Here is a 13,662-nt window from a genome sequence, read left to right on the forward strand (position 1 = left end):
TATAACTATCCCCGGACTAAAACGGTTGTCGAATCGTTCCCGCGGCGACCGGCCGCCGGAGCCGTGTGATCACGGGACGCACCGACCGGACGAGCCCGGACCCCCGTCACTCGAACACGGGGCTGTCCGCCTCCAGCGCCGCCACGTCGTCGACGATTGACTGCACGTCCTCGGGGAACAGCGCCACCTGCACCTCGTTGCCCTCCGCGTCCTCGAAGACGAGTTTCACGCGCTTGTCGCCGAACTCGCGGGCCGCGGCCCGCTCGACGTCGAACAGCTTCGCGTCCGCGGACTTGTTCGACGGGCCGACGTTCCGTATCGCGCCGTCCTTCAGTTCGATCATGAAGTCATCGAGTTGTAGGGTCAGCACGTCAGCCGGTTCGGCCGGCACCGGCAAAACGCTACGCCCGCCGCCCGGGTTTAAGTGTCAGTCGCGCGTACTTCCGCCCGTAACATGGAGCTTACCTGGCACGGTCACTCGACATGGCGCGTCGACGTCGGAGACACGACACTCCTCATCGACCCGTTCTTCGACAACCCGAAGACGGACACCGACCCGGAGGAGATCCATCCGGACTACGTGCTCCTGACGCACGGCCACGCCGACCACATCGGCGACGTCGACCGCTACGAGGGCACGACGCTGGTCGCCTCGCCCGAGGTCGTCGAGTACTGCCGAGACGAGTACGGCGACTTCGACGCCGTCGGCGGTATGGGGATGAACCTCGGGGGTACCGTCGAACTGGGCGACGCCTACGTCACAATGCACCGGGCCGACCACACCAACGGCATGGACACGAGCTACGGCACGTCCGGCGGGATGCCGGCCGGGTTCATCGTCAGCGACACGAAGCCGACGCAGGTCGCCGACGAGGAGTCGACGACGTTCTACCACGCGGGCGACACCGGGCTGATGACCGAGATGCGCGACGTGATCGGCCCGTATCTCGAACCCGACGCCGCCGCCGTCCCGGCGGGCGACCACTTCACGATGGGGCCGATGCAGGCCGCCATCGCTGTCGACTGGCTCGACGTCGACCACGCGTTCCCGATGCACTACGACACGTTCCCGCCGATCGAGATCGAGACGGAGGACTTCGTCAACGAGGTCAAGGGCACGGGGAGCGACGCCGAGGTCCACGTGCTCGACGGCGACGAGACGTTCGAGCTGAGCGAAGGGTACTGAGGGCGCGGTCGCCGCCCGAGGTCGGGGCCCTCGCGGCCGGACAGACGCTTTTTCGCCGCCGGCGCGACCGTGGCCGAACGTTCCGGAGCAGCAACGCTTACGCCGCCGGCCGTCGATGCTCCGGACGCAATGACGAAGGAAGTCCACAGCGTCTCCGAGGAGGGGTTCAGCACGACGAACAACATCCGCGACTTCGAGACGACGATCGACGCGGAGGGCGAGGAAGCGCCCGACACGCTGGAGGCGCTGCTCGCCGCGTACGCCTCCTGCTACGTGCCCGCGCTCCGCGTCGGCGCACAGCAGCGCGACGCCGGCGACCTCGGCCGCATCGAGATCGACGCGACGGGCGACCTCAACGACGACGACAAGCTGGCGGCCATCAGCTTCGAGGTGTCCACGGAAGCCGACGTGGACGACGACACGGCCGAGGCGGTCATCGAGCGCGCCCACGAACTCTGTAAGGTCGGCGACGCGGTCAAGGAGAGCCTCGAAGCCGACGTGACGTTCCAGTAGGCGACCGCACGGGGGAGGGGAACGCATTTGTCGTCGCTCCCCCAATCCGTGGGCATGTCAGACAGCGAGTGGACCGACCGCATCGTGGGCGACAGGATGACGGTCGACCAGGAGTTCTCGACGCAGGTGCGGAACTCGCAGTTCTCGAACCAGGAGTGGGGGATGATCATGACGGCCGTCGAACTGGAGATAGCCGACGCCGGGGACCCGGAGGCGGCCCGCATCGTCGCCGACACCAGCAAGATAGACCAGGTGCTCCCGGCCATCGACGAGTCCCGGGCCCAGATGGGGCAGATGGGCGGTGCCGCCGGCGGCGGTGGCGGCGGCTCGTCCGGCGGCGGCCTCCTCGACGGGATCAAGGACGCGCTCGGCCTCGGCGGCGACGGCGGGGGCGACAGCGACGAGCGCGAGCGGGCGGCCGCGGCGCTCGCGCAGGCGTACGCCGACGAGCTACAGTCGCATCTGGAACAGAAGGGCAAGTGGGAGGAGGTCCGGATCGCCGCCCAGCGATAGCCCGCCCCCGGTATCGGCGGTCCGGGTCCCCCGGCTCCGCGCCGCTCACCCGTCGCCGGAGCGGAACATCGTCAGTTCCTCCGCCTGGTAGATGTTGATGAGTTCGTTGACGAGTTCGTCGTACGACTCGTCGTCGATCCGGAGGCTGTCGAGGCGTTCGATCGTCTCCTCGTCCAGTTGGACCTGAGGCATACGTGGGGCATGGCTATCGAGGGGCTTAAATTTGAGCCGTCGGTTCGACGCGGACCGACCGCCGGACGGCGGTTCGCCCCGCGTTCAGTCCTCCTCGCGCAGTTCCTCCAGTTCCTGGCGGGTCTTCTCGCGCCCCTTGCGGAACTCACCGATAGCCTGGCCCGACGAGCGGGCGAGCTTCGGGATCTTCTGTGCGCCGAACAGCAGCCCGACGAGCAACAGGATCGCCACGAGTTCGACGCCGCCGGGCGCGGCGAACAGCGGTGTCGCAACTCCTGACATGGTTGCACCCACGCGGACGTACGGCCCGTCGAAAGTAGTATTTTCCGCCTGACGGGGAGGCGGTCGGTGCGACGGCGACCTACAGCGCGTCGACGACGGCCGCGGTGACCTCCTCGGTGGTGGCGTCGCCGCCCAGGTCCGGCGTCCGGGGGCCGGCGTCGAGCACGCTCTCGACGGCGTCGCGCACGCGGTCGGCCTCGTCGCCGTAGCCCAGGTGGTCGAGCAGCATCGCCGCCGAGAGGATCATCGCGGTCGGGTTGGCGACCCCCTCGCCCGCGATGTCCGGCGCGGAGCCGTGGACAGGCTCGAACAGCGCGTTGTCCCGGCCGACGTTGGCCGAGGGGAGCAGGCCCAGACCGCCGACGAGGCCCGCCGCGAGGTCCGAAAGCATGTCGCCGGCGAGGTTCGGGCAGATGACGACGCCGTACTCCTCGGGGCGCATCACGAGGTGCATCGCCAGCGCGTCCATCAGCGCGGTGTCGTAGTCGGCGTCGCGGGCGTCGCCGACCGCCTCGGCGGCCTCGAGGAACTGGCCGTCCGTCGTCCGCATCACGTTTGCCTTGTGGGCGACCGTCACGTCGTCGTACCCGTTCTCGGCGGCGTAGTCGAAGCCGAACTCCGCGATGTCGCGGGAGGCGTCCTCGGTGACCACGCGGGTGAGCGTCGTCACGCCGTCGGCGATCTCGGACTCGATGCCGGAGTAGACGCCCTCCGTGTTCTCCCGGATGAACACGAGGTCGGTGTCGGGCTGGACCGCGTCGAGGCCGGGGTAGGACCGCGCCGGGCGGACGTTGGCGAAGGAGCCGACGACCTCCCGGAGCGGGAGGATCACGTCGGCGGCCGTCTCGCCGGCCGCGCCGAACAGCGTCGCGTCGGCGTTCGCGGCCAGGTCGCGGGTCTCCGCCGGGAGCGCCTCGCCGGTCTCCTCCTTCACGGCGTCGCCGGCGTCGCCCTCGACGAACTCGAAGTCCAGTTCCAGGGCCTCCAGCACCTCGACCGCGGCGGGCGTCACTTCGCGTCCGATCCCGTCGCCGGGGATGACGGCTATCCGATGGGTCATTGCTCGCCCAGACGCGTCGGTGGTTGGAAAGGGATTCGGTTACGGCAGGTGTCCCCTCGCGCCGTGCCCGGCCGTCGCGAACCCCCAACCACCGAAAACTATTTATCCCCGGGCATCGAATTATTACATGTAGGAGTACGCCGAAAAGAAATCGCCGCTTTCTTGTATGGGTTCCGCGTAGAGACTTCTCCGGCGTCGGAGATCCCGTCGCTCGGCCGCCGAACGGACCGGTTTCGCTCCACACTCAGCCGCAGGTGTGCAGTTCGCGGAGCGCGACAGCGGCGGTCGACACGTGCCCGAAGCGCCGGCCGACCGGAGTATCGAGCGCGAGCCAGCCCACGACTCCCCACCATGACACGTAACTCACCGCCGCCCGACGCCCCGACTGACGACAGCGCCCTCCCCACCGAACTATCGGACCCGACGGAGTTGGCTGACAGCCCGACCGTCGACTACCGCGAGCACACGGCGGTCCACGACGACGGGAACTACTGTGAAGCCGACGTCGCCGGCCGGACCGTCGTCGGCCTCACCGACGAGGACGGAGCGGTCCTGCTCCACGTCAACCGGGAGCGGTCCGCCGCGCTCCTCCCGAACGGGAAGGTCCAGTCCGACGAGGACTGGCTGGCGGCGGGCCGTCGCGCCGCCGAGGAACTGACGGGACTCGCCGTCCGAATCGACGGGCCGCGGCTCGTGCGCCGCGTCGAACACGTCGTCGACGGCGCGGACGAACCGCAGGCGACGACGCATCACCTCGTCGTCGAGGCGTCGCCGGAAGCCGGTCGACCGAACCGCCCGCAACCGACCGTCCCGGCCGAGCAGGCGGACGAGTGGGAGGCCGGGTGGTTCGACAGCGTTCCCGTCGAGCCGAACGGGGGCCTCCACGTCGACGACGTCCGGCTGTTCGTCGACTGACCCGCCGGCCGAACCGCATCGCCCGACGAGCGACCCGACCACCGCTGACACACGAGACAAATGCAAGAGACAGAGACGGATCCGACAGCATCGACCGCGGACGAACAGATCGCAATCCGGGCACCGGACAGGAGCCGGAACGACGAACCGATATCAGTCCGGATAACGGGAGCCGACGCCGGCGCGACGGTGGAGTTCGAGGCGGCCCTGACCGACGACGACGGCGTCGAGTGGCGCTCCCGAGCGTCGTTTACCGCCGACGGCGACGGCGTCGTCGACCTGACCGAAACCGCGCCCGACGACGGGAGCTACGAGGGCGTCGCCCCGATGGGCTGGCTGTGGTCCATGACCGCCGACGCCGACGTGTTGATGCCCGAACTGACCGCCGACCCCGAAGTCGCGGTCGACCTGCGAGCGACGAGCGGCGGCGAACGGGCCGAGCGAACGATCGTCCGGGAACTGTACGACGAGGGCATCACGAAGCGGCCCGTCGACCGCGATGGCCTCGTCGGGACGCTGTACGAACCGGCCGGCGACGGCCCGCACCCCGGCGTGCTCTCCCTCCACGGTTCCGGCGGCCAGACGCCGGTCCGAACCGTGCAGTTGCTCGCCTCCCACGGCTTCGCGGTCCTCGCGGTCCAGTACTTCGGCGAGGCCGAGCCGATCCCCGACGAGCACCGCAGCGTCCCCCTGTCGTACTTCGACGAGGCGGCAAGCTGGCTCCGGGCGCAACCGTCCGTCCGGGACGGCCAACTGGGAGCGGTCGGCGGTTCCCGCGGCGGCGAACTCGCCCTGCTGCTCGGCGCTCGCTTCGACTGGATCGGCGCTGTCGTCGCCTACGCCGGCAGCGGCGTCGCGTGGGACTCCCCGAGCGGCGAACCGGGCTGGGTCCACGACGGCGAGGCCGTCCCGCACCTCGAAGGCAAGGACATCCCGCGGGAGACGGTCGAAGCGGGCCTGGCCGACGAACCGGTCGACGAGGCGACCATCGCGGTCGAGCGCACCGACGGCCCGGTGCTTCTCATCACCGGCGACGACGACCAGCTTTGGCCCGCGGGTCGCCTGTCCCGGATAGCGATGGACCGACTTGACGCGGCCGACCACGGGTACGAGTACGAGCACCGGAGCTACGAGGGGGCGGGCCACCTCATCTCGGTGCCCTACGTCCCGACGGCGGAGTTCGACATGGGCGGGGGCACGCCGAGCGGGACCGCACGCGCGGCCGCGGACTCGTGGCCGGCCGTGCTGGAGTATCTCGAACGTGGCCTCGACGCTACGGAGGGGTGGAAGGACCGATGAGGAAGACCGTCATCGCACCCGGGCAGGGGACGGTGAGGTCCGACGACGGGTGGACGGTCGAGACGATAACGGGCGAGGAAAGGTAACCGCTCAAGCGTTTGCTCTCGCGGCGAGAGCGAACGCTATCAGACCCGCTTGCCGTCCTCGACGTACGGCAGGCTCTCGGCAGTCTCGCGGACCGCTTCCGCGTTCGACTTCATCAGCGCGGTGGTGTCCCAGACGCCGTCGACCAGCGCCTTGCGCTGGGCGTCGTCGACGGTGACGTCGACCGTGGTGTCGCCGTAGGTGACCGTCTCGGCCGCCACGTCGACCTCTATCTCGCCGTCGGGGTGCTCGTCGACCCAGTCCTGCAGCGCCTCGATCGTCTCGCTGTCTGCCGTGACGGTGGGGATGCCGAGCGCGAGGCAGTTGCCCGCGAAGATCTCCGCGAACGACTCACCGATGATGGCGTCGATGCCCCAGCGCATCAGCGCCTGCGGGGCGTGCTCGCGGGAGGAGCCACAGCCGAAGTTCGCGTTGACGACCATCACCGAGGAGTCCTTGAACCGGTCCTCGTTGAACGGGTGGTCCTTGGGCCGGTCGTCGTCGTCGAACCGCAGGTCGAAGAAGGCGAACTGCCCCAGGCCGTCGAACGTGACGACCTTCATGAACCGCGCCGGGATGATCTGGTCGGTGTCGATGTCGTTGCCGCGGATCGGCACGCCTGAGCCCGCGATGCGGGTGACCTCGGGGATCTCGACTTCCTCGCTCATGCCGAGGTCACCTCCTTGAGTTCGCGGACGTCGGTGACTTCGCCGTTGACCGCCGCCGCGACGACCATCCGCGGGTTCATCAGGACGGTGCGGCCGTCCTTGCTCCCCTGCCGGCCGACGAAGTTGCGGTTCGACGAGGACGCACAGGCCTCGTCGCCCTCCAGCTGGTCCTCGTTCATGCCGAGACACATCGAACAGCCGGCGTTGCGCCACTCGAAGCCGGCCTCCTCGAACGTCTCCTTCAGGCCCTCCTCCTCGGCGGCCTTCTGTACGCGCTGGCTGCCGGGGACGACCATCGCGCGGACGTCGTCGTGGACCTCGCGGCCCTCGACGATGCGCGCCGCGCGGCGCAGGTCGGGCAGCCGGGCGTTCGTACAGGAGCCCAGGAAGGCGACGTCGATGTCGTAGCCCTCCATCGTGTCGCCCGGTTCGACGCGCATGTGCTCCTGTGCGCGCCGGGCGGTGTCCTGCTTCTCCTCGGGCAGGTCCTCGGGCTCGGGGATGGGTTCGGTCACGCCGACGCCCTGCCCGGGGGTGGTGCCCCAGGTGACGACGGGTTCGAGTTCCGAGCCGTCGATGGTGACGACGTCGTCGTACTCGGCGTCGTCGTCGGAGCGGATCGACTCCCAGTACTCCTTGCGCTCCTCGAACGCGTCGCCCTCGGGGACCTCGTCGCGCCCCTCGAGCCACTCGTAGGTGGTCTCGTCGGGGTTGACGTAGCCCGCGCGTGCGCCGCCCTCGATGGACATGTTGCAGATGGACATCCGCCCCTCCATGTCGAGGCTCTCGATGGCCTCGCCGGCGTACTCGTACACGTAGCCGACGCCGCCCTCGGTGCCCAGCCGGCGGATGATCTCCAGGATGACGTCCTTTGCCTCGACGCCGGCCGGCAGTTCGCCCGTCACCTCGATCTTCCGGACCTTCTGTTTCTCCATCGCGACGGTGCCCGTCGCGAGCACGTCGCGGATCTGCGACGTGCCGATGCCAAAGGCCAGCGCGCCGAACGCACCGTGGGTCGAGGTGTGGCTGTCGCCACAGACGATGGTCGTGCCGGGCTGAGTGAGCCCCTGCTCCGGGCCGATGACGTGGACGATGCCCTGGTTGCCGGTCGTCGGGTCGGAGAATTCGATGCCCGCCTCGCGGACGTTCTCCTCCAGTTCGGCCATCATCTCCTCGGCGGAGTCGTCGCCGTAGGGGCGGGACTGGTCGGCCGTGGGGACGATGTGGTCGACCGTCGCGTGGGTCAGGTCCGGGTACGCGACCTCGAGGTCGCGCTCGCGGAGCATGCCGAACGCCTGAGGGCTCGTCACCTCGTGGATGAGGTGGAGGCCGACGAACAGCTGGTCCTGTCCGGTCGGCAGTTCGGTCACCTTGTGCTCGTCCCAGACCTTGTCGTACAGCGTGCCCTGACTCATCTGTCGGCTACGTCCCCGTCGTGTTCGCCGCCGCGCTCGAAGACGCGGTTGGCCCCGTCGCCCTCGGGGGCGTCGTGGCTCACGTCGCGCATCTCGCTCGTCGGCCCTTCGTCGGACTCCTCCGCGGTTCGCTGCCCGCCGTCGGCGACGACGGTCGGGCCGCGCTGGAAGATCCGCCCCGTGCTCCGGTCGTCGTGCGGGTGCGTGTGGTCGATGTCTTGCATGTCAGTCATCGGCCGTCACCTGTTCTTTCTCCGTGTCGGCCTCCTGCTCGTCGGCCCACGCGAACAGGTCGCGCAGGCGCTCGCCGACCTCCTCTATCTCGTGGTTCTTCTCGGCCTCCCGGAGCTGGGTGTAGCTCGGGCGGCCGGCCTGGTTCTCCGCGATCCACTCCCGGGCGAACTCGCCGTTCTGGACCTTCTCCAGCGTCTCCTCCATATTCTCCCGGACGGTGTCGTCGACGATCTCGTCGCCCTGCACGAGGCCGCCGTACTCGGCGGTGTCGGAGACGGAGTCCCACATCCCGCCGAGCCCGCCCTCGTACATCAGGTCGACGATGAGCTTCAGCTCGTTCAGGCACTCGAAGTACGCCGCCTCCGGGCTGTAGCCGTTGTCGACGAGCGTCTCGTAGCCGTGCTTGACCAGCGAGGTGACGCCGCCACAGAGGACGGCCTGCTCGCCGAACAGGTCGGACTCGACCTCCTCGCGGAACGTCGTCTCCAGCACGCCGGCGCGGGCACAGCCGATCCCCTGAGCGTAGGCCAGCGCCTCGTCGGTCGCCTCGCCGGTGGCGTCCTGGTACACCGCCAGCAGCGCGGGCGTGCCCTCCTCTTTCTCGTAGTTGCGGCGGACGAGGTGGCCCGGGCTCTTCGGGGCGACCATCGTCACGTCCACGTCCTCCGGGGGCTGGATCTGGTTGTAGTGGATGTTGAAGCCGTGGGCGAACTGCAGGGTGTCGCCCGGCTCCAGGTTCGGCTCGACGGCGTGCTCGTACACGTCGGGCTGGACCGTGTCGGGCACCAGCACCGACACGACGTCGGCCGCGGCGGCGGCCTCCGCCGGCGTCGTCACCGTCAGGCCCTCCTCCTCGGCGGCGGCGCGGGAGGCCGACCCCTCGCGGAGGCCGACGACCACGTCCACGCCGCTCTCGTGGAGGTTGAGCGAGTGGGCGTGCCCCTGGCTGCCGTAGCCGAGCACGGCGACCGTCTTGTCCTCGATGTGCGCGCTGTCCGCGTCGTCCTCGTAGTGTACCGTCGTGGTGAATGCGTCGTCGTCTGTCATTGTGTCTCCGTTGTTGGGTCGCGAATCGTCACTGCGTCTGTTCCGCGCCGCGCTCGAGGGCGGCGGTGCCGGTGCGGACGACCTCCCGGATGTCGAACCGCCGGAAGGTGTCGACTGCGGCGTTTATCTTCTGTCTGCTGCCCGTGATCTCGACGGTGACCGTCTCCTGGCTGGCGTCGACGGCCTCACCGCCGTACATCTCTGCGACGGACTGGACCTGGTCGGGCGCTTCGCCGTCGACCTTGATCAGCGCCAGCTCCCGCTGGGACGCCGTCGGCTCCAGTTCGGTCACCGAGATGACCGGGATGAGCTTCTCCAGTTGCTTCTTGGCCTGTTCGACGCCCGGGTCCGGCTCCTCGATGACGAGGGTGATCCGGGCGCGGTTCTCGTCCTCCGTCGGCCCGACGGTGAGGCTCTCGATGTTGAACTGCCGCCGGGAGAACAGCCCCGAGACGGCGGCCAGCACGCCGGGCTCGTGTTTGACCGTCGCCGACAGCACCGCGCGCCGCGGCTCGGGCTCGGCCTCGACCTCCGGGTCGATCCGCACGCCCTGGGAGTTGCGGCGGCCGTCGGGGTGTGGTCGCTCGTCCGGTGCAGCGCCGGGGAGTCCTCCTGTCATGTGTGTCCCTCCATTAGAGCTGGTCCAGGTGGTCGGCTTTCAGTGCGAACTTCCCGTTTTTCCCGCCGCTTGGGACCATCGGGAAGACGTTCTCCTCGGGGTCGATGTGGAAGTCGATCACGCTCGGCCCGTCGTACTCGACGGCCGCCGCGACCGCGTCCTCGACGCCGTCGTAGTCGGCGACGGTGAACCCGCGCGCGCCGAACGCCTCCGCCAGTTTGGCGAAGTCGGGACACCACGAGTACTCCGAGGCCATCCGCCGGCCCTCGAAGAAGCCGTCCTGCCACTGCCGGACCATGCCGACGTACTCGTTGTTGAGGACGGCGACGGTGATGTCCATGTTCTCGCGGACCGCGACCGACAGCTCCTGGATCGTCATCAGGAACGAGCCGTCGCCCTCGAAGCAGACGACCGACTGGTCGTCGTCCGCAGCCAGCCGCGCGCCGATGGCGGCGGGCAGGCCGTACCCCATCGTCCCCAGGCCGTGGGAGGAAACCCACGTCCGGGGTTCGGTGTACGTCCAGAACTGGAACGCCCACATCTGGTGCTGGCCGACGCCGGTGGTGACGACGGTGTCGTCGTCGGTCGCCTCGTCCAGCACCTCGACGACGAACTGCGGCTTCAGCGGCTCGTCGTCGGGCGTCGCGTAGTCCATCGGGTACTCGTCCTTCCAGGCCCCGACCTGCTCGCGCCACTCGGCGTAGCGGTCCGAGGGGTCCGGACGGCGGTCCAGTTCGTCGTCCAACTGGTCGATGACGCGGCCAGCGTCGCCGATCAGCGGGTAGTCCGCGTGGACGTTCTTGCTGATCTCCGCCGGGTCGATGTCGACGTGGACGACGTCGGCCTCCGGCGCGAAGGAGTCGACGCCGCCGGTGAGGCGGTCGTCGAAGCGCGTGCCGATCCCCACCAGCACGTCGCAGTGGGTGATCGCCATGTTGGCGTAGCCGGTGCCGTGCATCCCAGCGACCTCCAGCGAGAGGTCGTCGTCCTCGGGGAACGCGCCGATGCCGGGCATCGTCGTGATGACCGGAATCTCGTACTCGCGGGCGAACGCGCGCAGTTCGTCGGTCGCCTCGCCCTTGATCACGCCGCCGCCGGCCAGGATGACCGGTTTCTCCGCGGCCGCGATGGCGTCCGCGGCGGCCTCGACGGCGTCGTCGTCGGCCTCCTCGGGCGGGTTGTACGTGTCCGGCGTCTCGGCCTCGCCCGGTTCGACGTCGGTCTCGGCCTGCGTCACGTCCTTCGGCAGGTCGACGAGCGTCGGCCCCTGCCGCCCCTCGCTGGCGACGGCGAAGGCCTCGCCGACCACGTCGCCGACGGTGTCCTCGTCGCCCGCGAAGTAGTTCGTCTTCGTGATCGGGTCGGTGACGCCCGTGGTGTCCGTCTCCTGGAACGCGTCGTTGCCGACGAAGTCCGTCGGAACCTGCCCCGTCAGCGCGATCATCGGGTCCGAGTCCATCGACGCGTCGGCGATGCCGGTGACGAGGTTCGTCGCCCCCGGCCCGGACGTGGCCAGGCAGACCCCGGGGTCGCCCGAGACGATGCCGAAGGCGTCGGCCGCGTGGGCCGCGCCCTGTTCGTGGGCCATCGTGACGTGGTTCAGGTCCGAGTGGTACAGCGCGTCGTAGACGGGCATGATCGCCCCGCCCTGGACGCCGAACAGGTACTCGGCACCGGTGTTTTCGAGGGCGCGGACGACCGACGACGCGCCGGTCGTGACGCCCTCGGGGGTGTCCTCGGCCGCCTCGTCGCTCGCGGCCGCCTCGGCCTCGGTCTGCGTGGTCGGGGGGACCTGCTCGCTCATCGGTTCACCCCGTTAGCTGTGGCGGCGGTTCGGCCGTGGGTCGGCGGGCGATGCTGTCGCGGCGACGTCGGCGCTGCTGCCGGCGTCGGGTCGGCGGACGGTGTCGGTCGTGTCGTCGGTGTGCGTTCGGTGAACATGGTCGTGGCGCGTGCCGGGTGGCTGCTGGTCGGTGCGGAGAACGGTCGGTGAGGTGGTGTTGCAGGGGCTAGCGAGCCCCTACAATGATGCCGAGAAGAGCGGGCAGGACGGCCGGACCGCTCGCGGACCGCACGCGACCGGTGGTGAGTGGCCGTCTCATCGGTATCGGATCGTTGCCCGCCCGGATTATAACTCTTGTGCGCGGTGCAACGATTGCGCGCGTCACCGCGGGCCGTGACGGCGGTCCCGGCGTCGACGCCGGGGCGGCCGACCGTTCCCGTTCGCGAGCCCGGTTCGCGTGGCCGCCGCTGGGCGGCGCGGTGGTCCACCTGTCGCTGACAGGGGGAGGCGAACCGGGCGGACGTCATCAGGCGCGGACCTCCTCCTGTTCGCGCTCGACGCCCTCCTCGCGGGCGAACTCCTTCAGGTCGCTCATCGTGACGCGCTGTTTCTCCGCGCCGTAGTCCTTGACGCGGCGCGTCACGGCGCGTACCTGGTCGTCGGTCGGGTCGAAGCCCGCGTCCTGCAGGCGCTCCCGTACCGAGTGGTTGCCGGTGTGCTTGCCCAGTACCAGTTCGCGCTGCGCGCCGACCATCTCCGGGGTCATGACCCCCGGCTCGAACGTGTCGGAGTTCTCGATGACGCCGGCGGCGTGGATGCCGCTCTCGTGGGCGAAGGCGTTGTCGCCGACGACGGGCTTGTTGCCCGGCACGTCGACGCCCGACTTCTCCTCGACCAGCCGCGACAGCGCCGTGATCCCGGTCGTGTCGATGCCGGTGTCGACCTGGTAGACGCTCTCGATGGCCATCACGAACTCCTCGTAGGCCGCGTTCCCGGCGCGCTCGCCGATGGAGTTGACGCTGACCTGCGCCTGGTCCGCGCCGGCCTCGATGCCGGAGACGGCGTTGGCCGTCGCCATCCCGAAGTCGTCGTGGGTGTGGACGTCCACGCGGGCGGTCGTGTGCTCACAGACCATCTCGATTAGGTCGTGGAACCGCCGCGGCGTCGCCACGCCGCAGGTGTCCGGGATGTTGATCCAGTCCGTGCCGGCCTCGGTGACGGCCTCGATGACCTCGATCAGGAACGACTCGCTCGTCCGGGTCGCGTCCATCGGGGAGAACATCACCTCGACCCCGGCGTCCTGCAGGCGGGAGACGGCGTCGACGGACCGCTCGACCACCTGCTCGCGTGTCGCGTGCATCGAGTCCTCTATCTGGACGTCGCTGGTGGACGCGAACACGTGCACCATCTCGACGCCGGCGTCTAAGGCCGCCTCGATGTCCTTGTCGACGACGCGGGCCAGCCCGCAGACCGTCGTATCTGTGCTTTTAGCGATGTCGCGCACGGCCTCGAACTCGGCGTCGGAGTTGACGGGGAACCCGGCCTCTATGACGTGGGTTCCCATCCGGTCGAGAGCCGCGGCTATCTCGCGTTTGTCCTCGTAGGAGAACGACGTGCGCGGCGACTGCTCCCCGTCGCGGAGCGTCGTGTCGAAAACTCGTGCGCCGTCTATCTCGCTAGTGGAATCTAACGTGCCCTGGAAGAACTCGATCCCCCCGGCTTGTACCGGAGGACGAACCCATGGACTGCGTGTTGCGCTCAGGCATGGTATCTGTACTGGGGGGTGCTCCGGTATATAAAACTGTCCCTGTGACAGCATCTGATAGCAGGATGACAGACGTTCGTGAGCGGC

General features: G+C 69.2%; 15 protein-coding genes and 1 pseudogene. 5 read left to right on the forward strand and 11 right to left on the reverse strand.

Features of this window, described 5'->3' with window-relative positions; all coding sequences use genetic code 11:
- Nucleotides 1-106: 106 nt before the first annotated feature.
- A complete protein-coding gene (locus tag EYW40_RS05750; RefSeq protein ID WP_135820679.1) occupies nt 107-370 on the reverse strand; it encodes a hypothetical protein in 264 nt (87 codons plus the stop codon).
- A gap of 84 nt (nt 371-454) precedes the next feature.
- On the opposite strand from EYW40_RS05750, the gene EYW40_RS05755 reads away from it, so the two are divergent.
- The 3 genes from EYW40_RS05755 to EYW40_RS05765 all read left to right on the forward strand — a co-directional run bounded on the left by EYW40_RS05755 (nt 455) and on the right by EYW40_RS05765 (nt 2,212).
- A complete protein-coding gene (locus tag EYW40_RS05755; RefSeq protein WP_135820680.1) occupies nt 455-1,186 on the forward strand; it encodes a metal-dependent hydrolase in 732 nt (243 codons plus the stop codon).
- 129 nt (nt 1,187-1,315) lie between these two features.
- Entirely contained in the window at nt 1,316-1,699 is a 384-nt protein-coding gene (locus EYW40_RS05760; RefSeq protein ID WP_135820681.1) for an OsmC family protein, read from the forward strand.
- Between the two features lie 54 nt (nt 1,700-1,753).
- Nucleotides 1,754-2,212: a DUF5799 family protein gene (locus tag EYW40_RS05765; RefSeq protein ID WP_135820682.1), complete on the forward strand. Its 459-nt coding sequence runs from the start codon at nt 1,754-1,756 to the stop codon at nt 2,210-2,212.
- Nucleotides 2,213-2,257: 45 nt separating this feature from the next.
- Here the strand turns inward: EYW40_RS05765 and EYW40_RS19880 are convergent, their stop codons facing one another.
- The 3 genes and pseudogenes from EYW40_RS19880 to EYW40_RS05775 all read right to left on the reverse strand — a co-directional run bounded on the left by EYW40_RS19880 (nt 2,258) and on the right by EYW40_RS05775 (nt 3,746).
- Nucleotides 2,258-2,404 carry a DUF7557 family protein gene (locus EYW40_RS19880; RefSeq protein WP_202614458.1) on the reverse strand — a complete coding sequence of 49 codons (147 nt, stop codon included), beginning with the start codon at nt 2,402-2,404 and terminating at the stop codon, nt 2,258-2,260.
- An 87-nt stretch (nt 2,405-2,491) separates the two neighbouring features.
- Nucleotides 2,492-2,686 (reverse strand): annotated as a pseudogene (locus EYW40_RS05770) (Sec-independent protein translocase subunit TatA/TatB); the annotation flags it as partial.
- Between the two features lie 79 nt (nt 2,687-2,765).
- The gene (locus EYW40_RS05775) at nt 2,766-3,746 is read right to left on the reverse strand and encodes an isocitrate/isopropylmalate family dehydrogenase (protein ID WP_135820684.1); all 981 of its coding nucleotides are present in this window, start codon (nt 3,744-3,746) and stop codon (nt 2,766-2,768) included.
- A gap of 351 nt (nt 3,747-4,097) precedes the next feature.
- Here EYW40_RS05775 and EYW40_RS05780 point away from each other — a divergent pair, with 351 nt between their 5' ends.
- Both EYW40_RS05780 and EYW40_RS05785 read left to right on the forward strand, forming a co-directional pair.
- Nucleotides 4,098-4,661 carry an NUDIX domain-containing protein gene (locus EYW40_RS05780; protein WP_135820685.1) on the forward strand — a complete coding sequence of 188 codons (564 nt, stop codon included), beginning with the start codon at nt 4,098-4,100 and terminating at the stop codon, nt 4,659-4,661.
- 60 nt (nt 4,662-4,721) lie between these two features.
- Complete coding sequence (locus tag EYW40_RS05785) at nt 4,722-5,960, forward strand: acyl-CoA thioester hydrolase/BAAT C-terminal domain-containing protein (protein ID WP_135820686.1); 1,239 nt, start codon at nt 4,722-4,724, stop codon at nt 5,958-5,960.
- A 125-nt stretch (nt 5,961-6,085) separates the two neighbouring features.
- Here EYW40_RS05785 and leuD read toward each other — a convergent pair whose 3' ends face one another.
- The 7 genes from leuD to EYW40_RS05820 all read right to left on the reverse strand — a co-directional run bounded on the left by leuD (nt 6,086) and on the right by EYW40_RS05820 (nt 13,629).
- Complete coding sequence (gene leuD / locus EYW40_RS05790) at nt 6,086-6,712, reverse strand: 3-isopropylmalate dehydratase small subunit (protein WP_135820687.1); 627 nt, start codon at nt 6,710-6,712, stop codon at nt 6,086-6,088.
- Nucleotides 6,709-8,127: a 3-isopropylmalate dehydratase large subunit gene (leuC, locus tag EYW40_RS05795; protein WP_135820688.1), complete on the reverse strand. Its 1,419-nt coding sequence runs from the start codon at nt 8,125-8,127 to the stop codon at nt 6,709-6,711. The genes leuD and leuC overlap by 4 nt, the downstream gene beginning before the upstream one ends.
- The gene (locus EYW40_RS05800) at nt 8,124-8,360 is read right to left on the reverse strand and encodes a DUF7989 family protein (RefSeq protein ID WP_135820689.1); all 237 of its coding nucleotides are present in this window, start codon (nt 8,358-8,360) and stop codon (nt 8,124-8,126) included. The genes leuC and EYW40_RS05800 overlap by 4 nt, the downstream gene beginning before the upstream one ends.
- Nucleotides 8,353-9,408 (reverse strand): ketol-acid reductoisomerase, encoded by a 1,056-nt coding sequence (gene ilvC / locus EYW40_RS05805; RefSeq protein WP_135820690.1) that lies wholly within the window; start codon nt 9,406-9,408, stop codon nt 8,353-8,355. The genes EYW40_RS05800 and ilvC overlap by 8 nt, the downstream gene beginning before the upstream one ends.
- Before the next feature lie 28 nt (nt 9,409-9,436).
- Nucleotides 9,437-10,027, reverse strand: coding sequence for an acetolactate synthase small subunit (gene ilvN, locus EYW40_RS05810; RefSeq protein ID WP_135820691.1), 591 nt, complete (start codon nt 10,025-10,027; stop codon nt 9,437-9,439).
- A 13-nt stretch (nt 10,028-10,040) separates the two neighbouring features.
- On the reverse strand, nt 10,041-11,831 hold the full coding sequence (ilvB, locus tag EYW40_RS05815; protein WP_135820692.1) for a biosynthetic-type acetolactate synthase large subunit: 1,791 nt from the start codon (nt 11,829-11,831) through the stop codon (nt 10,041-10,043).
- 505 nt (nt 11,832-12,336) lie between these two features.
- Complete coding sequence (locus tag EYW40_RS05820; RefSeq protein ID WP_135820693.1) at nt 12,337-13,629, reverse strand: LeuA family protein; 1,293 nt, start codon at nt 13,627-13,629, stop codon at nt 12,337-12,339.
- Nucleotides 13,630-13,662: the final 33 nt, after the last annotated feature.

This window comes from Halostella litorea, assembly GCF_004785955.1.
GTDB lineage: Archaea > Halobacteriota > Halobacteria > Halobacteriales > Natronoarchaeaceae > Halostella > Halostella litorea.

Coding starts and splice junctions, on each gene's coding strand:
- ilvC (WP_135820690.1), bottom strand. CDS start 9,408: ATGACAGACGACGACGCATTCACCACGACGGTACACTACGAGGACGAC.
- leuD (WP_135820687.1), bottom strand. CDS start 6,712: ATGAGCGAGGAAGTCGAGATCCCCGAGGTCACCCGCATCGCGGGCTCA.
- EYW40_RS05785 (WP_135820686.1), top strand. CDS start 4,722: ATGCAAGAGACAGAGACGGATCCGACAGCATCGACCGCGGACGAACAG.
- EYW40_RS05755 (WP_135820680.1), top strand. CDS start 455: ATGGAGCTTACCTGGCACGGTCACTCGACATGGCGCGTCGACGTCGGA.
- leuC (WP_135820688.1), bottom strand. CDS start 8,127: ATGAGTCAGGGCACGCTGTACGACAAGGTCTGGGACGAGCACAAGGTG.
- EYW40_RS19880 (WP_202614458.1), bottom strand. CDS start 2,404: ATGCCTCAGGTCCAACTGGACGAGGAGACGATCGAACGCCTCGACAGC.
- EYW40_RS05775 (WP_135820684.1), bottom strand. CDS start 3,746: ATGACCCATCGGATAGCCGTCATCCCCGGCGACGGGATCGGACGCGAA.
- ilvN (WP_135820691.1), bottom strand. CDS start 10,027: ATGACAGGAGGACTCCCCGGCGCTGCACCGGACGAGCGACCACACCCC.
- EYW40_RS05760 (WP_135820681.1), top strand. CDS start 1,316: ATGACGAAGGAAGTCCACAGCGTCTCCGAGGAGGGGTTCAGCACGACG.
- ilvB (WP_135820692.1), bottom strand. CDS start 11,831: ATGAGCGAGCAGGTCCCCCCGACCACGCAGACCGAGGCCGAGGCGGCC.
- EYW40_RS05780 (WP_135820685.1), top strand. CDS start 4,098: ATGACACGTAACTCACCGCCGCCCGACGCCCCGACTGACGACAGCGCC.
- EYW40_RS05800 (WP_135820689.1), bottom strand. CDS start 8,360: ATGACTGACATGCAAGACATCGACCACACGCACCCGCACGACGACCGG.
- EYW40_RS05820 (WP_135820693.1), bottom strand. CDS start 13,629: ATGCTGTCACAGGGACAGTTTTATATACCGGAGCACCCCCCAGTACAG.
- EYW40_RS05765 (WP_135820682.1), top strand. CDS start 1,754: ATGTCAGACAGCGAGTGGACCGACCGCATCGTGGGCGACAGGATGACG.